The sequence below is a fragment of the Paraburkholderia fynbosensis genome (genome assembly GCF_902859935.1).
Lineage (GTDB): Bacteria > Pseudomonadota > Gammaproteobacteria > Burkholderiales > Burkholderiaceae > Paraburkholderia > Paraburkholderia fynbosensis.
In genome coordinates, this window is the sequence record NZ_CADIKI010000009.1 from 197,080 (window position 1) to 213,196 (window position 16,117).

General features: G+C 63.6%; 17 protein-coding genes. 7 read left to right on the forward strand and 10 right to left on the reverse strand.

Annotated elements, in window-relative coordinates:
- Positions 1-33: 33 nt before the first annotated feature.
- Together HV770_RS17140 and HV770_RS17145 are read right to left on the reverse strand one after the other, a co-directional pair.
- Positions 34-1,020: a hypothetical protein gene (locus tag HV770_RS17140; protein WP_175161438.1), complete on the reverse strand. Its 987-nt coding sequence runs from the start codon at positions 1,018-1,020 to the stop codon at positions 34-36.
- 328 nt (positions 1,021-1,348) lie between these two features.
- Positions 1,349-2,248, reverse strand: coding sequence for a DMT family transporter (locus tag HV770_RS17145; RefSeq protein WP_175161440.1), 900 nt, complete (start codon positions 2,246-2,248; stop codon positions 1,349-1,351).
- 347 nt (positions 2,249-2,595) lie between these two features.
- Between HV770_RS17145 and HV770_RS17150 the strand changes: the two genes are divergently transcribed.
- The gene (locus HV770_RS17150; protein ID WP_246290960.1) at positions 2,596-4,908 is read left to right on the forward strand and encodes a PA14 domain-containing protein; all 2,313 of its coding nucleotides are present in this window, start codon (positions 2,596-2,598) and stop codon (positions 4,906-4,908) included.
- Positions 4,909-5,086: 178 nt separating this feature from the next.
- Here the strand turns inward: HV770_RS17150 and HV770_RS17155 are convergent, their stop codons facing one another.
- From HV770_RS17155 to HV770_RS17165, 3 genes are read right to left on the reverse strand one after another with little or no spacing between them, the layout of a single operon-like run.
- Positions 5,087-5,803: an O-methyltransferase gene (locus HV770_RS17155; RefSeq protein WP_175161442.1), complete on the reverse strand. Its 717-nt coding sequence runs from the start codon at positions 5,801-5,803 to the stop codon at positions 5,087-5,089.
- A gap of 48 nt (positions 5,804-5,851) precedes the next feature.
- The gene (locus HV770_RS17160; protein ID WP_175161444.1) at positions 5,852-6,178 is read right to left on the reverse strand and encodes a hypothetical protein; all 327 of its coding nucleotides are present in this window, start codon (positions 6,176-6,178) and stop codon (positions 5,852-5,854) included.
- 12 nt (positions 6,179-6,190) lie between these two features.
- Complete coding sequence (locus tag HV770_RS17165; RefSeq protein ID WP_175161446.1) at positions 6,191-6,769, reverse strand: RNA polymerase sigma factor; 579 nt, start codon at positions 6,767-6,769, stop codon at positions 6,191-6,193.
- A 713-nt stretch (positions 6,770-7,482) separates the two neighbouring features.
- Between HV770_RS17165 and HV770_RS17170 the strand changes: the two genes are divergently transcribed.
- Together HV770_RS17170 and HV770_RS17175 are read left to right on the forward strand one after the other, a co-directional pair.
- Positions 7,483-7,851 carry a YciI family protein gene (locus tag HV770_RS17170; RefSeq protein ID WP_121322487.1) on the forward strand — a complete coding sequence of 123 codons (369 nt, stop codon included), beginning with the start codon at positions 7,483-7,485 and terminating at the stop codon, positions 7,849-7,851.
- Entirely contained in the window at positions 7,848-9,116 is a 1,269-nt protein-coding gene (locus HV770_RS17175; RefSeq protein WP_175161448.1) for an RNA polymerase sigma factor, read from the forward strand. The genes HV770_RS17170 and HV770_RS17175 overlap by 4 nt, the downstream gene beginning before the upstream one ends.
- Positions 9,117-9,229: 113 nt before the next feature.
- Here HV770_RS17175 and HV770_RS17180 read toward each other — a convergent pair whose 3' ends face one another.
- Positions 9,230-10,072 (reverse strand): DMT family transporter, encoded by an 843-nt coding sequence (locus HV770_RS17180; protein ID WP_175161450.1) that lies wholly within the window; start codon positions 10,070-10,072, stop codon positions 9,230-9,232.
- 97 nt (positions 10,073-10,169) lie between these two features.
- On the opposite strand from HV770_RS17180, the gene gcvA reads away from it, so the two are divergent.
- The gene (gene gcvA, locus HV770_RS17185; protein WP_175161452.1) at positions 10,170-11,078 is read left to right on the forward strand and encodes a transcriptional regulator GcvA; all 909 of its coding nucleotides are present in this window, start codon (positions 10,170-10,172) and stop codon (positions 11,076-11,078) included.
- A gap of 134 nt (positions 11,079-11,212) precedes the next feature.
- Here the strand turns inward: gcvA and HV770_RS17190 are convergent, their stop codons facing one another.
- Positions 11,213-12,022: a transglutaminase-like domain-containing protein gene (locus HV770_RS17190; RefSeq protein ID WP_175161454.1), complete on the reverse strand. Its 810-nt coding sequence runs from the start codon at positions 12,020-12,022 to the stop codon at positions 11,213-11,215.
- A 547-nt stretch (positions 12,023-12,569) separates the two neighbouring features.
- Between HV770_RS17190 and HV770_RS17195 the strand changes: the two genes are divergently transcribed.
- Positions 12,570-12,755, forward strand: a complete 186-nt coding sequence (locus tag HV770_RS17195) for a hypothetical protein (protein WP_175161456.1) — start codon at positions 12,570-12,572, stop codon at positions 12,753-12,755.
- Between the two features lie 17 nt (positions 12,756-12,772).
- Positions 12,773-13,021 (forward strand): DUF1488 family protein, encoded by a 249-nt coding sequence (locus HV770_RS17200; protein ID WP_175161457.1) that lies wholly within the window; start codon positions 12,773-12,775, stop codon positions 13,019-13,021.
- A gap of 57 nt (positions 13,022-13,078) precedes the next feature.
- On the opposite strand, the gene HV770_RS17205 is transcribed toward HV770_RS17200, so the two are convergent.
- Entirely contained in the window at positions 13,079-13,480 is a 402-nt protein-coding gene (locus HV770_RS17205) for a hypothetical protein (RefSeq protein WP_343048272.1), read from the reverse strand.
- Positions 13,481-13,798: 318 nt separating this feature from the next.
- Between HV770_RS17205 and HV770_RS17210 the strand changes: the two genes are divergently transcribed.
- Positions 13,799-14,380 (forward strand): alpha-ketoglutarate-dependent dioxygenase AlkB family protein, encoded by a 582-nt coding sequence (locus HV770_RS17210; protein ID WP_175161459.1) that lies wholly within the window; start codon positions 13,799-13,801, stop codon positions 14,378-14,380.
- A gap of 147 nt (positions 14,381-14,527) precedes the next feature.
- Here the strand turns inward: HV770_RS17210 and HV770_RS17215 are convergent, their stop codons facing one another.
- Together HV770_RS17215 and HV770_RS17220 are read right to left on the reverse strand one after the other, a co-directional pair.
- The gene (locus HV770_RS17215) at positions 14,528-15,163 is read right to left on the reverse strand and encodes a carbonic anhydrase (protein WP_121323899.1); all 636 of its coding nucleotides are present in this window, start codon (positions 15,161-15,163) and stop codon (positions 14,528-14,530) included.
- Between the two features lie 416 nt (positions 15,164-15,579).
- Positions 15,580-15,888, reverse strand: a complete 309-nt coding sequence (locus HV770_RS17220) for a DUF4148 domain-containing protein (RefSeq protein WP_175161462.1) — start codon at positions 15,886-15,888, stop codon at positions 15,580-15,582.
- Between the last annotated feature and the right edge of the window lie 229 nt (positions 15,889-16,117).

The window sequence follows — 16,117 nt, forward strand, 5'->3', positions numbered from 1 at the left end:
GATGCGAAACGCTGCACCGCGCAGCGCCCGCATTCACGGACGCGGCGCACCCGTCAGATTCGGCGCGCCGCCCGGGCCGGCGGGGTCGGGATTGCCGAACGCGGGAAGGCTGCCGTCCTCCCGTGCGTGAACGATCCCCGCGCGTACCTGCGCGCGCGATTTCGGTCCGCCGTCCAGGTCCGGCAATACGCCGCCTGACGGCGTGGTCTGAACCAGCCGTGGCTGCACCAAGGCTTGCGCGACCGGTTCGGTCTGCGGTGCCGACAGCGCGGGTTGCACATCAGGCTGCGGCTGTTGCAAGGGCGCCTCTTCAAGCGGCGCGATGGGCACAAGGGGTGCATCGTGCCTCGCGGGCTCGTTCTCCACCGCTTTCATCGCATGCGGCACATCGGCCGACTCACTTGCATGAGGCAGCGCGCTCGCCGCCGACACGCTCCCACTCCGTACGCTATAAGCGCCAGGAATCGCCGTCACGGTTTCGGCCGCACGCGGGTTCTTCGTATAGCTCGGCACATGATTCGAATGCGCGCGCGTCGCCATGCGGCTATCGCGCGAGTGAGCGCTTTTCACCTGCGAAGAGGCCGGCGTTCGCCCCGCTTTCTCCACCGCTCGCGCAGCCTTCTCTGCTTGCGATACCGTAAACGCACGCCGCTCCTGATCCGCCTGCGCCCGCTTCTTCACCTCAACCACCGGGCCGTCAGCCTCGCGCGTCGCACGTATCTCATTCGGTTGCGCGCGCGCGGCGGCGACATCGTCGCGCAGCAGACTTCTGCGCGACGCGCGCAAACGATCCGTTACGCTTGCGGCCGAATCGCTGCGAGATTTGACGGCGCCGTACATGACCGCTCCACTTGTGACGTCACCGCGCGCGGAATACGCCAGTTCGTCACGACTTGCGAGGTCGAGTTCATCCACTGGCGACCCGTCGTCTTCAGACTCCGACACGTACAAAACAGCGCCGATCGCAAGGACGCCCATGACGATGCCCGTGAACACCACCTTTCCAGGTTCGCTGTACACAACGTATCCCCTTCCAATAATGGACATGGCGCCGTGCGTGCCATGTGACGGCGTGCGCAACGCGCCCCGAATGATCAGAGGGTCGGCGACGATCGATACGATGGATGCCGCCGTCACGGCCGCAACTTTCCGACCGATCAATCCACGTACGAAAGCGCACGCGCACTGGATGCATCCGATTTTCTGTTTATGTTTGGCGGATGTCGAATCGGCGGATCAGGCAGGCCGTATGGCGGGAAAAGCCAGTTCTGTTAAGAAGATTGAATGGGTGGACTGCGCACCCAACGCCAGCCATTTCGGGCCACAAACAGCGCAGAACCACGCACGCCTACACCAGCGGCCCCTCTTCCGGTTTCCGGCGCATGGCGACCGCAATCGAACTGCCGACGATCAGCGCGATGCCAAGCAGCGACATCGCGCCGATCGTCTCGCCCCACGCGAGGTAGCCAAATAGCGCGGCCCACACGATGCTCGTGTAGTTGTACGGCGCGAGCGCGCCGGCGTCGGCCTGACGGAACGCCATCGTCATCAGCAACTGGCCGGCGGTGGCGAACGCGCCGAGCAACGCCATCACCGCGAGCGCGTTGAACGACGGCGTGCGCCACGCAAAAAACAGCGACGCGCCCATGACGAGCGTGCCGACCACGGTGAAGTACAGCACGGTGGTGGCCGAATCGTCGGTGGCGCGAATGCGCTTGATCTGGATGATCGACAGCGCGCCGAACAACGCGCTCGCGATCAGCAGAACGGGACCGAGCCAGCTCGAATGCGCACCGTCCGGGCGCACCACGAACAGCACGCCGACAAAACCGATTGCGGCCGCAAGCGCGTCGCGCGGCTTGAGCGCTTCCTTCAACAGCAGGGGCGCGAGCACGATGACCAGCAAGGTCTCCGAATACACGATCGCCACCGCTTCGCTGAGCGGCATATACGGCAGGCCCGCGAAAAACAGGCCCGATGCGCCGAGCAAGGTCAGCGAGCGGAGGGTCTGCCCGCGCACATCCATATGCTTCAGGCGTGCGGCGAGGGGTTTGCCGCGCAGGCACACCGCCACCGCCGGAAACAGGCCGAACAGCATGCGGAAGAACGTCACCTCGTTGGCCGGATAGGCGAGCGCCACCGATTTGGCCAGCGCATCGACGACCGCAAAGCAGAACATCGAGACGAGGATCAGCGCCACGCTGCGCAGCGGCACGGCGCTCGGGCGAATGGCGACGGAAGGCGGCATAGGTTGTCCTAAGGGCGAGCGAAGCAGTGCATCGCCGGATCGCGCGAACACTACATCGCATTGTTCGCGCGAGCGGGTGGAAAACGGATTATGCCCGCTGCTCGTGACCGATCGACAGCGGCAACCGCAGTTAATCCATTGCGCATGACCTGCTGCCCATCGCCCTCGCGAGTACCCGGCGGCCTTCATTCGACAATTGCGGGTATGTACCGATACAGCGCGGCCAAACTAATAATATTATTCATATCGATTTCCGCATCGATGCGTCCGGTGCCAACATCTACGGCCGCATGCAGATTTAATAATAATTATGACCATCAATTAAGCGGGGACATCAGGAGATAAAGGTGCGCAATTACTTTATGCTGGCGACGCTCGCGCTGCTGGGCGCTTGCGGCGGTAATGACGGGTCGCCGAATGTGTCCGCGTCGGCGGACAAGCAGGTCAACGCAGTCGATTCATCGGCTTCGGCGGCAGCCGCAGCCTCCGCCGCGGCGCAGGCCGACGCGGCCAACGTCCAGAGCGAATTCAAGGCCGCGAAGAGCGTGCCGCTCGGGATGAAAACGACGACACCGCCGCTCGTGATCGCCGATCCCACCCTCGGCCTGCCGCCCTACACCCCGCCAGCACCGCCCACGCCGGTCTCCACGACCACGCTCTCGTTCGGCGACTTCACGAACTACCTCGCGCCCGGCTCGACCGAAGGCTGGGGCCCAGGCACGAGCAACGCGAGCATCACGATTCCCGCGCCGGCCACCAACGGCACCGGCGCCGGCGACAAGACCGTCGCGCTCGCCAGCACCTATGCCACCGCGTCTTACGAAGCGGATGTGACGGTCAGCGCGCCGGTCGGCAGCGGCGCCGCGAACGCCGGCTTCATCGTGCGCACGACCAACCCGACGGCCGGCGGCCCCGACAGCCTGACCGGCTATTTCATCGGCCTCGATACGGGCACGCACTCGGTCGTCGTGGGACGCCAGAACAACAACTGGACGAACTTCATCTCGTACCCGGTGAGTACGGTCGTCGGCGGCAGCACGCACCATCTGAAGGTGACGACGAGCGGCACGGCAATCACCGTCGACCTCGACAACCAGCGCGTGATCAGCGTCAGCGACGCCACCAATGCCCTGCCCGCGGTGTTCAGGTCGGGCAGCTTCGGGCTGCGGCGTTTTGGCGTCGGCGCGACGTTCAGCAACATCACGATCCACACGTATCCGAGCGTGACTTCGCCGAGCTTCGATTTTTCGAAGGTGGTCGGCGCGGTCTACACGCCGTCGAACGCGGTCAACGCGATCGACTTCTGGGAGAACTACGACCCCGAGATCGTCAACCGCGAGCTGACGTACGCGCAGACCTACGGCATGAACACGATCGCCGTCTACCTGCACTACCTCGTGTGGGCCAACGATCGTGTGGCATTCCTGAGCAAGTTCGAAAACCTGCTGAAGATTGCCGCGCGCCACGGCATCAAGGTCTCGCCGATCTTCTACGACGATTGCTGGAACCCGACGCCGCAGTACGGTCCGCAGCCGGCGCCGGTCTGGGGCGTGCATAACAGCCGGTGGGTGCAGTCGCCGGGCACGCCGGTCGAACAGGCGTATTTCCAGCCGAGCGCGTCCAACTCCGCCGTCACGTACAAGCAGAGCCTCGCGAGCTACATCACCGACTTCGTGGCGCCGCACCGCAACGACCCGCGCATCATCTTCTGGGAGCCGATGAACGAGCCGGGCTGCAGCGGCAACGGCTCGCTGCAGAACACGCGCGCGGTCATGATGAACGACGCGCGCATCGCGATCCTGAATGCGGGCGCGACGCAGCCGATCAATTCGCCACAAGTGCAGGAGGATGAAGGCACGTACTTCTCGGACTTTTACGCGTTCCATCCGTACGGCAATCCGTATGGCGGACCAGCAAACGGCAGCAATGTCAGCGCGCTGAACTCGGAGACGCTGCAACGCGGCTTCACGGGCACCGCGGGTCAAACCATGCCGGGCATCGTCGCCAACTACGGCGGGACGACCGGCTTCATCGTGTGGGAGCTGATGATCGGCCGCACGAACACGCGCTTCCATTGGGGCGAAGTGCCAGGCGCACCCGCCTCGGTCGAGCCGGCGACGCCGTTCCAGGGGACGATCTATCCGGACGGCCATCCGTGGCAAACGTCGGAGACCCAGGCGTTGACGGGCGGCTTCAACGTCAAGCTGCCGGTGTTGCAAGTCGGCTACTACAACGATCCGACCTTCGCGAGCGCCCCGGTGAAGACGTCGATTACGCCGATGATCGATTTCGACCTGAACACCGAGCGCGGCACGGATTCGCCCGACGCCTCCGCGGGCGTCAACGCGACCGGCTACGGCGTGCGGTGGACCGGCGCGATCCAGGCAGCGAAGGAAGGCACCTACACGTTCTCGATCGACAGCGACAACGTGGCGCGTCTGTGGATCAATGGCGTGAAGGTGATCGACAAGAAGAGCGCGTCGCAATCGAGCGTCAGCGGCAAGGCCCGGCTTACGGCGAAGCAGCGCGCGTCGATCAAGGTTGAGTACGTGCACGGCACGGGGCCGGCCAGCATGCATCTGCGCTGGTCGAATCCGGCGGCGGATAATCCGGGCGCGCTTCGCATCGTGCCGTCCGGTTCGCTCGTGACGTCGAATTGATGGAGGGTAGAGGCACGTGACCGGTGGTCTTTCGGGACTGTCGGTTGCGGCGCGCGGCGCATCGGGTTCGATGCGCCGCGTTTTCGTTGGTGGGGCGAGTTTTGTCTGCTGCGTAGGACGTGGGCGCCTGAGAGCACGGATCTGTCGTTGTCCGAAGAAGAGCGCCCCGCTTGTCGACCTACGAAACGACGACCGTAAACTCGATCCCCGATTCGAAATCCAGCGTCGTGGTTGCAAAGCGCGGATTGCCGTCGAGGTACTGCTTGTATGGACGAACGGCGTCTTCGGCGGTGTACATGTTGTCGGCGAGAATAATCGTTCCCGGACGTAGCAGGCGCTCGCTCTGCCTGAACAGATCCAGATACGTGTCGGCCCAGACGTCGATGAACACCATGTCGAACGTGCCGTGCAGTTCGGAAACGGTCTGGAAGACATCGCCCTCCCGAAGATCGACGTATGTCGCCACACCCGCCGTTCGAACATGAGCCCGAAGCTGGGCGCACTTCGCCGGATCGAGTTCGGTCGCCACAACCACGCCGCCGCCGAGCGTACGAAGCGCTTGGGCGAAATACAGCGTGGACACACCGCAGGAGCTGCCGAGTTCGAGAATTCGAGCCGGCTTGTGCGCGAGCGCCATGTTGCGTAAAAATCGCCCCGTTTCCGCGGACACCGCCAGCGACAGCGCCGTGTCGTGCGAAGATTCGAAATCTTCGCTGGAGAGCCCGAGCGTTTCGAGGAAGCGTCCACGCAAACGAGGGGCGAGCGTGTCGTATTCCTCCGCGAGCGTCAGAAACTCTTCGCTCGATCCACGGAACCGCGCGCGGGCGCGGGCCATCACTTCAGTTTGACTCTGTTCGTGAAGCCGATGCAACAGCGTGGTGGCAGTAGATGTCATACGTTCTCCCGGCTCAGCCGGTTTTTTATCCGACCTGTTTGCATACGTTCAATCTTCCGCGCCTCGTGCGGGATGCACCGGACGGGCCGACCGCGAGCACCATGCCGACTGGAATCGTTCCCGCTCTTCCGGCGTCATGGCTTCCCATTTGCGCCAATGCCGGCGCTCGCGCCAGCCACTGCGTCCGCGGAATCCGCCGAACAGGATGCGGCTCAAAACCAGCAAGCCAAGGGCATGCGCGAAATCGATCGTACGGGCGCCCATGAACAGCGCCGGAACGACCCAGTTCCATAGCATCATGACGGCCCATCCGAGCACACCTATACCGATCACCACGAGCAGCGCCTTGCCTGCCCATCTGATTCGAAAGTTCATCCGTCCACTCCTCTAAATATCCAGTTCGTCATAAATGGCCTGAAGCCTCGCGCGCAGATGCAAGACTGCGTAGCGTTTGCGCGCAAGCAGCGTATTGAGCGTCACGCCGCTTTCCGCCGCCATGTCTTTGAAAGACCGCCCTTCCAGTTCGTGCGCGATAAACACTTCGCGTTGCTCCGGCGGCAACTCGTCGAGCGCCTCCTGCAATGCGTCGAGCAATATGGCGCGTGCGTAGAGGGCTTCGGGACCCGCATCGTGCGCCGGCAGGGAAAGGTCGAGACGGTACTCACCGTCGGCGTCGTCCTCCTCGAAGAGATCCGCCAGCGGCTCTTCCTTCTTCTTGCGAAAACGGTCGATGATGCGATTGCGCGCGGCACGGAAAAGCCACGCGCTCGCCTGTTCGATCGGCGCGGGAAGCCGGTACGCCCGCACGAATTCCTGGAAAACATCTTGCAGGATGTCCTCGGCATCGTTCGGGTCGCGTATGCGGCGCCGGATGAAATTGACGAGCCTCGTGCGCTCACGCACCACGGTCGCGGTGATGTCGCTGTCTCGTTCGGTCATCGTGTCCGAGGTGGGTGGCGGTTCCATGCGTCTGAAGACGTTTGAGGGGCGCGCATATTGTGGCGGGTTTGAAATATTTTTTCTTTGGCCGTGGACGGCTCGTACCTGACGAGGTTGGCGTCGCGCAGACACAGCGCTCTTCTGGATCGCGAAGACGCGCCGCGCGGCATTCGCGTCAATGCGGCCAGCCCCGGCCCGATCGACGTGCTTTCGCGAGCAATGCGGGGCTGCGCAAAAGCAACTGCGCCAGTCCGGTCAAGCCCTTCCGCCACGGTGCCGTTCAAGCGGATCGGGAACGTGCTAAAACCGCCTTTTTCCTTGCCGCCGACGACGCGTGGTATGCGACGCCCGCTGGAGGGGTGATCGACGCGACGGCGGCCGGTCGCAAATCTGGCGGCACGACGAAGCGAACGGCCGGCGGGTTGTTCGCTACCGTGCTCGCGTGGGAGTCAAGGCCACGACAATTGAACGTCGGACATCCTCGCGGGGGCTGTTGCGATACCTGCGGAAACAGGGCTTTAATGCAGTCTGCAGTGGTCCGCTGAAATGGATGGCCGCGCGGAGCCGGCGGCGGGCCGCCCCATCCGCCCTCGCGCAAGTCCTCGGCGGAGCCAAACGGATAGAGCGGCGCGCGGTCCTCGATTTTTTCGAGGCCGCCTGTCCGTCGGCATGCCGCCCGCGCGTCATTGTGATGGCGGCTCGATGTCATTCACCCGCCTCAACCCATGACGGAGGCTCATATGCAATACCTGCTGATGATTTATTCCCAAGAAAACGGCTGGAACCAGATGACCGACAGCGAGCGGCAGCAAGGCGTCGCCGCGTACCAGGCGTACACCGAATCGTTGAAAAACGCGGGGGTTCTGCTGGGCGCCAACCGGCTGCAGAACACGAACGCGGCGACCACGGTGCGGCTCGTCGACGGCAAGCCGCAGGTCCTCGACGGACCGTATTCCGATTCGAAGGAGCAACTCGCCGGCTACTACCTCATCGACGTGCCGAACCTGGACGCCGCGATCGCGTGGGCGTCGCGTTGTCCCGGCGCGGCGCACGGCCTCATGGAAGTGCGCCCGGTGTGGACTGCCCCCTACGACGCGCCATCCGCATGAGTTCGTCCGGCTGCGGCCCTGACGCCGACGGCGCCGCGCGATCGATTGCCGAGGCGGTCGCGCGGCGCAGCTACGGCAAGCTCGTCGCGCTGCTGGCGATGCGCACGCGCGACGTCGCGGCAGCCGAGGACGCACTGGCCGACGCGTTTGCGGCCGCGCTCGCCGACTGGCCGGCGCGAGGCTGCCCGGCGAATCCCGAAGCATGGCTGATGACGGTCGCGCGCCGGCGGGCGATCGACGGCGCGCGCCATCGCCGCGTCGGCGACGACGTGGTCAATCAGCTCACGATCCTCGCCGACGAGGTCGACGAGCGTGAAGCGGGCGCGTTGCCCGACCGGCGGCTGGCGCTGCTGTTCGCGTGCACGCACCCTGCGCTCGAGGCCGCGATTCGCACGCCGCTGATGCTACAGGTGGTGCTCGGGCTCGAAGCGAAGACGATTGCCTCCGCGTTCCTGATGTCGCCCGCTGCGATGAGCAAGCGCCTCGTGCGGGCGAAGAACAAGATCCGCGAAGCCGGCATTCCGTTCAGCGTGCCCGAGCGCGAGGAGTTGCCCGGCCGGCTGGCTGCGGTGCTGGAAGCGGCCTATGCCGTGTATGCGGAGGGGTGGACCGACCCGGTCGGCTGCGATAGCGGGCGGCGCGATCTCACCGGCGAGGCGCTGTTTCTCGCTCACTTGCTCGTCGAACTGTTGCCCGGGGAGCCGGAGGCGCTTGGTCTGCTGGCGCTGATGCTGTATGCACAGGCGCGTTGCGGCGCGCGACGCGATGCGGCGGGTGACTACGTGCCGCTGTCCGCTCAGGATCCTGCGAAATGGAATGCGCCGATGCTCGAGGCTGCCGACAGACTGCTGCGGCGCGCGAACACCTTCAACGCAATCGGACGCTTTCAGCTGGAGGCCGCGCTGCAGTCGGCGCACGTGCACCGCTGCCAGACGCATTGTCCGAACTGGGACGAGGTCGTGCAGCTCTACGATGCGCTGCTCGCGATTGCCGCGTCGCCGGTGGTCGCGGTGAACCGCGCGCTCGCTCTGGCGGAACGGGACGGCCCGCAGGCGGCGCTCGACGCGCTCGAGCCGTATGCGGACGATCCTCGGCTGGCCGACTACCAGCCATACTGGGCCGCGCGCGCCGATCTGCTCGCGCGGGCCGGCGTGACGGCCGAAGCGCTCGGCGCATACGAGCTGGCGATCGGACTCGAACGCGATCCGGCCGTGCGCCGGTTCCTGCAACGCAAGCGCGTCGAGCTGTCATCAGCGAGCAGTTAGACGGCGCGTTGCGTTCGCCACACCCGGCTGCAAGCTGCGCGCTAACTGCGTTCAGCCGCCCTGCCCGGGGAAGTGATGATGCACGGGAAAGAAATCACGCGCGCCAGGCCGTGTCAAAAGCCCAGACAAGCCGCACCGGCCGCGACGACCAGGCAGGCCAACCAGCGCTTTGCGCTTACTGTTTCGCGCAGGAACACTCGCCCGATCAGCACCGCGAACACCACGCTGGTCTCGCGCAACGCCGACACCGTGCCCATCGCGCCCGACTGCAGCGCCCAGATCACGATGCCGTACGCCGCGATCGATATCAGGCCGCCAACGAGCGACCAGCCGATTGCCCCAGGCGCCGCCCCTGCCGGCGACCACAGCGCCGTGAGCCCACGCGTCGCGATGAACAGTACCGGCATCAGCCAATAGAACAGAAACATCCACGCGGTGTAGGCGAGCGCCTCGCCATCGGATAAGCGCACGCCGATGCCGTCGATCACGGTATAGACGGCGATCGTCACGCCGGTCGTCAGCGCGGCCAGCAAACCCGCACGCGAGACATGACGCCCCTCGAGTGCAATCGCGATGATGCCTCCCGAGATCATCACGATCCCGAGCACGTGCAAGGGGCCGACCGCCTCATGCGTGAAGAGCGCCGCGCCCAGCGTGACGAGCAACGGCGATGAGCCGCGCGCGACCGGATACGCCTGCGCCAGATCATTGCGGCGGTATGACCGCACGAGGGTCGCGTTGTAGACGATATGCACGAGCCCCGAAGCGACGATGTACGGCCAGGCCGCGCTGGCCGGTAACGGCGTGAACAGGATCACGAGGGTGGAGACGGCCGCGATGGCGATGCTCATCCACGTCATGGACCGGAACCGGTCGTCGTTGCCGTGGAGCATCGCGTTCCAGCTTGCGTGCAGGACGGCGGCGAGGAGGACGAAACCGCCGGTATAACTGAGCATGCGCGCCCCGGAGAATTGGATGCCGGAAGAATATCTATCTTGTGGCGCCGCGGCAAACCAGATAAATTGCCCATTCGAGTTAGATTAACTATTTCGAATGAAACGGGTATTGCCGCCACTAAATGCATTGCGCGCCTTCGAGGCCGCAGGCCGCCTCGGCAGCTTCAAGGAGGCCGCGGCGGAACTGAACGTCACTCAGGGTGCGGTGAGTCAGCACGTGCGGCTGCTCGAGGAGTGGCTCGGCGCGGCGTTATTCGAACGGCACAACCGGCGCGTGTTGCTGACGCCGGCGGCAAAGGCCTATCTTGCGGAGGTCGGCCCTCTGTTCGAGCAACTCTCGCAAGCCACCGCCCGATATGGTTTCCCGGAACCCATCTCGCGGACCCTGTCCGTCAACGCGCCCGCGACATTCACGTTGCGTTGGCTGGTACCGAGACTGGCTCAATTCCGCGCGGAGCATCCCGATGTGGATGTCAAGGTCGAGACGTCGAACGAACCGGTGGAGAGTGTGGAGCAGACCTTTGACGTCATCATCCGGGGCGGCCCGGACACGTTCTATGGCTACTCGATGCGGCTTTTCCTTTCCGAGGAAAGGCTTCCGGTCTGTAGCCCGGCGCTCCTGCTGCGACTACCGCTGCGCACGCCGGGCGATATGCGGCAGCATACGTTTTTGCACACGTCGAGTCTGCCGCGACTCTGGCCAGACTGGCTGGCGCGGGTCGGAATCCCTGCCCTGAAGCCGGCTGCGACGCTGACCTTCGACCACTTCTATCTGACTTTGCAAGCCGCCATCGACGGAATAGGGATCGCAATGGGACCGACTGCGCTCGTAGCCGACGATCTCGCGGCTGGCCGGCTCGTCGCTCCGTTCGACGGCCCCCGTCTGCCGTCGCGGAGCTATTGCACTTACGTTGCGGACGGGAAGTCGGACGATGAACTGGTCGTGCTGTTCCGCTCGTGGCTCGAGCGTGCGGGGATGGGTTCGCGAACGGAGACGGCCAATTAGGTGCGAGTTTGGTGGGCGTATCTGTGATCGTTCTTCGTGACTCAAGTCGGACGGTCGCCGACACGGTAAGCAGGTGTGCATGCAGTCCCACCTGGCGACGCCATGTGAGGCCTGCCAAAAGTCCGTTGGTCCACTCACACCTCCTCCGGCGCACAATGCACGGCAAATTTCACGAGCTTTGCCGCCCCGAAAGTGTTGCTTATCGCGACATCGGCGGCATCGCGTCCGCGGGCCATCAATACGCGCCCAGCGCGCGGCACGTTGTTGCGCGGATCGAATGTCTGCCAGCAGCCGCCGACATAAGCTTCGAACCAGGCCGCGAAGTCCATGGCACTGTGGGGCGGAGGCACGCCGATGTCACTAATGTATCCCGTGCAGTAACGGGCAGGAATGTTCATGGCTCGGCACAATGCAACTGCCAGATGAGCGAAATCGCGGCACACGCCCTGTCGCTCGTGGTAGACCTGCCACGCTGTTTTGGTCGGCCGGGCAAACTCGTAGCCGAAGACAATATGGCGATGAACGAAGTCACAGATCGCTTGCACCCGATCGCGTCCGGGCGGCGATTGGCCGAAAAGCTGCCACGCAACGTCGGACAACAGATCGGTCTCGCAGTAGCGGCTACCCAGTAGAAACACCATGCATTCGTTGGGCAATTCCTCGACCGGATGCTGGTGACCGTCAGGCTCCCGTTCTTCGGGTTGGCCGGAAATTTCGAGCAACGCGCTCGTCGACATTTCGATTCGACCCGGCGGGGCGACGAGGCGGCTGCACAGATTACCGAAACCATCCCGATACTGCAGGATGCTTACTGCCGGATCGACGACAAGCAGATCCGCCTGCAACATATCTTGCGCCCGTGAGAAGTGCGTATTGAGCATCAGCATCATCGGGGTGTACTGCTCGCACTCGTAAATCAGTTCATAACCAACACGGAGTTTCATTGCGGCGGCCTTCCCTATAGGCGAACAGTGAGGCCTCGCGGCCCACTCATGTCGTTTCACCTGATCAAAGGGTCACTGGTGGTGCCGAAGACCGCTGTGACAGGGCAATCAGGCCTTCGCTTCAGAGAGGAACTGCACAGCGTTTCAACCGAACGTTTCGGCCCGGGTGTGCGATCTGGCAGATATCGTGCCCCAGCATACACCGGCGAAAAAAACCTTAAACATCCTTATTTTTCGCTTTCTTATCAAACACTGCGGTCTCGCGGATACGCGTCGTCACATGCCGGTGCATGCCGCGCGATACATGACGGCCTTGCGTGCACCGTGTTGATGCGACGAACTGCGAAACACATGAAAGCGTGCTTCGCGATTGGGCTTGCAACGCTGTGGCAAAGAGCGCATTGTTATAGGGTTCGATGTGCGCGATCGTTCAATGCGCAGCGCCGACCGTAAGCTGGCAAGCATTCGTTCACGCCGCTCATGGAGAGGCCGATCACAAGACCCCGTCGCAGTCGCGCAGCGGTCTGAAACACCTATTGGAACCAGCATGCAAAACCGAACCAAAGCCTATTCGTCGTCGCCAGCGAGGCAAAGCGACTTCATCGCGACTCAGAAGGAACGCGCCGCCGCACTGGCGAAGGCGGAAAGCGAGCGCGCCCAGAAGCGGTGCGATAACGACGCTCGCATCGACGTCAACGCGAGCAAGTGGCGATATACCCGCGTCGGTGAATAGCAGGGAAAAACGGCGTCATGCTCAACTTTCCTAATCCTAGTCGAGTCTATGACGCCTCCAGACACGGTGTGTGCTTCTGGGGCTACGACAATTCCCGCGAGGTTGCCTTCTTGGTCGACGACAAAATGCTCAAGAAGCTGAATCCAGACATACTTGAGGACGAGCTCGCGTTGCTGGCCGCGTTCGACCGCAACCGCGTCCAGATTCTGGAATTCGCCAGAAACGTCTACAACGGCGGCACGCAGAGCAGGTACACGATCTCGTGAATCCTGGCGGCTAGCGGCCGATTGGATCTACCAGTGTCCACCCTTTACCATCCGCCATCAGTGCGCCACGACAACCGCGTGCGCCTGAATCTTCCCTTCAACGGGCCCCGTGCCGAATCGCTCGGCGATCGCCGTCGCGCACGCTGACATCGCCTCCTTCACAGCGCCGCCAGAACGGGCCTCAATCTCATTGCGCAAGGGCGTTCCCTGGCAGTAGGCGACGGCCGGCTCGCGAGCCGATGCCGCGCGGCTGCGTGCCGCGATCGTCTCGAAGCGCGGCGCCGCACCAAAGCCCGCCTCCGCGGGATCGCATGAAATCACTTGCCTGTCGACATAGCCATGCGGCGTGCGCGCCATGAAACGTGGCGGGTCCGTTGGCAAGAGACCCGCGAGCGCCGTCGTGACGGTATCGGCAAATTGGTTTTCCTTGATGCGATCCCAGACGTTGAACAGCAGCACGCCACCGTGCCGAAGTACGCGCCGAGCTTCAAAAACGCTCGCGCTTTGTCCGCGAAGAACATGACGCTGAACTGTCAGGCGCCGATGTCGAAACTCGTGTCTTCGAAAGGCAGGCGGGTCGCGCCCGCCTGTTGTCACGCCACCGGCCTCCGGGTGCCGATCGTTGCGGCACGATCGAGCATGGGCTGCCTCGTTGAGCCGTGCCTGCCCGCGTGGGCGACCGGTGCGGATAAGCCGTTCGGCAAGGCAGCCTCAAAATACTGTATAAAAACACAGTATAATGAAATGCCCTGACCGTTCCGCGCCACCAACCTCGCCATGGTGTCCCAGCCTAGCCTGTTCGCCCCAGAGCCCGTGTCCGTTCTCCACGATCGGGAGGGCGGCATCCGCTACCTGCCCGAGGCAGTGCCGGCCGCCATCGCGCAGCGTTGGTTCGACCAAGCGCGTCAGAACATCGCCTGGATCAGCCAGCAACGCATGATGTACGAGCGCGAAGTCGCCGTACCGCGACTGCTTGCCACGTTTTCGCGCGAATCCGCCGACCTGCCCGCGCCGTTAGCCGAGGCATTCGAGGCCGTGCGCGCACTCGTCGGCGCGCCGTTCAATCGGGTCGGCCTCAATCTGTATCGCGACGGCAGCGACAGCGTCGCGCTCCACAGCGACAAGACCGAGCGGCTAGTGCCTGCGCAGCCTATCGCGATCATCTCGCTCGGCGCGAGCCGCCGCATGTCGATCCGTCCGAAGGTGGGCGCGGGCGGGGTGCTCCATGTCGAACTGGAAGCGGGCAGTTGCCTCGTCATGAGCTATGCGGCGCAGTTCACGCATGAGCATGGCATTCCCAAGCGGCCGGGCGAGAGCGAGCCGCGCATCAGCTTGGCGTTCCGGTGCTTCGTCGATTGAAGGGGACTTCACGTGTGCCTCGCAACAGGGATGAATTCCCGCGACGCTAGAGGCCGCCAAGAGGTTTTCGATGCCACCTCATCGCCGGATGTGTCTCTGCACCCATGGCTCCGACTCAGCATCGGAACCTCACACGCCATCCACGCCTCAGCCCGCGTAAATTTCCGGATTGTCGACAAGCGGCAGGAATTCCCCGGTGCGCCCATCGAGCGCGAGCATTACGCCGGTTTCGATCTGGAAAATCCAGCCATGCAATTGCAAGGTCTTATTGGCGAGTCCGACGGCCACAGAAGGATGCGTGCGGATATTGCCAAGCTGCGCGATCACGTTGTCCTTGACCAGCGCATCGAGACGTTCGGCATCCGAAGCATAGGTGCGTGAGGCATTGACCGCCTTGGCCGCATCCGCGTGACGCAGCCAGCCTGCCACCGCCGGCAGATGATCGAGATTCATGCAGGTCGAGATCGCCGTCATTGCGCCGCAGTTGGAGTGGCCGCAAATCACGATATCGCGCACGCCCAGCACCGCCACCGCGTACTCGACGGTGGCCGACACCCCGCCCGGTTCCGGACCATACGACGGCACGATGTTGCCGGCGTTTCGAATCACGAACAGCGCGCCTGGCTCGACCTGTGTAAGCAACTCGGGAACCACGCGGCTGTCCGAGCAGGTCACGAAAAGCGTGCTCGGACTTTGCGCCGCCGACAAACGCTTGAACAACGCGATCTGCTGCGGAAAGACGTCGCGTTGAAAGCGGATGAACCCTTTAATGATTTCCTGCACGATGTTCTCCAGACAATCGGGGACTACGTTCGCCATGCATGTGCGGGCGAGCCGCGGCATGCGTGCTATCGATTGGCGTGACTATACCGTAGCCGCGCGCGGCGGGCTGCGCGCAGCCGACATGAACGCCTGCGGCGGAGATCCGAGGTGAAGAACAGAAAAAGAATCCCGAACTGGCGCGCCTTCATGAGGAACCCTGCGCGCCGTTCGCGGCACTTGAAAAAAACCCCGGCTGTTTCCAGCCGGGGCCAACTCTCTCGCTCGCACACCGGAAGTCGTGCGTGCATGACTACTGTACCTGCGTCGAGGAAGCGGATATAGACGTTGCGCTGGAAGGGTCCGTTGCGCCACGGCGCGAATCCGGGCACGTCGCGCCGGTCGCCGAAGCGCTGCATCGCGCAGCGCAGCGCATTGAATCAACGGCTATACATCGCGTTCCAGTCAGCCGTCGACACCGCCGGCCGGCCGCTCTGCGACGAACCCGCGACGCTGCCGCCGTAGGCGCTCGCGCTGCTGTTTTGCGCGGCAATGCGCGCTTGCGCCGCCTGCACCGCTTCGGGGTAATGGGTCTGATCGCCGTCGCCGACGTGGTAGCCCGCCTGTTCGAGCTGAACGAGTTCCGCGCGTACCTGTTCGCGCGTGATGCGGGTGTTAGATTGCGCAAACACCGTGGCCGATGCGGCGATGGAAGCGACGACGACAACAGCGTTGATCAAGGACTTCATGATAAAAACAAGCTCCAGTAATTGATGGTCGGCGGTGCTGCGAATGACCTATTGCGCGACCGCTGGACTCAATATAGGCGCCGCGTCTTCATAGAATAACGGCCACGTGTCGAAGGGATTGTTGCTGGATCTGGAGAAGTCGCCGATGGGTCGCCGTTCGAAGGCCTGCCGCGACGGCCGTAGACATGCGCGCCCGCAGCGCATACGAGATTGCAAGCTCACCCGATAA

What these genes read in the sequence shown, in the direction of transcription:
- HV770_RS17145 (WP_175161440.1), bottom strand. Translation starts at nt 2,248, where the DNA reads ATGCCGCCTTCCGTCGCCATTCGCCCGAGCGCCGTGCCGCTGCGCAGC.
- HV770_RS17155 (WP_175161442.1), bottom strand. Translation starts at nt 5,803, where the DNA reads ATGACATCTACTGCCACCACGCTGTTGCATCGGCTTCACGAACAGAGT.
- HV770_RS17160 (WP_175161444.1), bottom strand. Translation starts at nt 6,178, where the DNA reads ATGAACTTTCGAATCAGATGGGCAGGCAAGGCGCTGCTCGTGGTGATC.
- HV770_RS17165 (WP_175161446.1), bottom strand. Translation starts at nt 6,769, where the DNA reads ATGGAACCGCCACCCACCTCGGACACGATGACCGAACGAGACAGCGAC.
- HV770_RS17170 (WP_121322487.1), top strand. Translation starts at nt 7,483, where the DNA reads ATGCAATACCTGCTGATGATTTATTCCCAAGAAAACGGCTGGAACCAG.
- HV770_RS17175 (WP_175161448.1), top strand. Translation starts at nt 7,848, where the DNA reads ATGAGTTCGTCCGGCTGCGGCCCTGACGCCGACGGCGCCGCGCGATCG.
- HV770_RS17180 (WP_175161450.1), bottom strand. Translation starts at nt 10,072, where the DNA reads ATGCTCAGTTATACCGGCGGTTTCGTCCTCCTCGCCGCCGTCCTGCAC.
- gcvA (WP_175161452.1), top strand. Translation starts at nt 10,170, where the DNA reads ATGAAACGGGTATTGCCGCCACTAAATGCATTGCGCGCCTTCGAGGCC.
- HV770_RS17190 (WP_175161454.1), bottom strand. Translation starts at nt 12,022, where the DNA reads ATGAAACTCCGTGTTGGTTATGAACTGATTTACGAGTGCGAGCAGTAC.
- HV770_RS17195 (WP_175161456.1), top strand. Translation starts at nt 12,570, where the DNA reads ATGCAAAACCGAACCAAAGCCTATTCGTCGTCGCCAGCGAGGCAAAGC.
- HV770_RS17200 (WP_175161457.1), top strand. Translation starts at nt 12,773, where the DNA reads ATGCTCAACTTTCCTAATCCTAGTCGAGTCTATGACGCCTCCAGACAC.
- HV770_RS17210 (WP_175161459.1), top strand. Translation starts at nt 13,799, where the DNA reads ATGGTGTCCCAGCCTAGCCTGTTCGCCCCAGAGCCCGTGTCCGTTCTC.
- HV770_RS17220 (WP_175161462.1), bottom strand. Translation starts at nt 15,888, where the DNA reads ATGAAGTCCTTGATCAACGCTGTTGTCGTCGTCGCTTCCATCGCCGCA.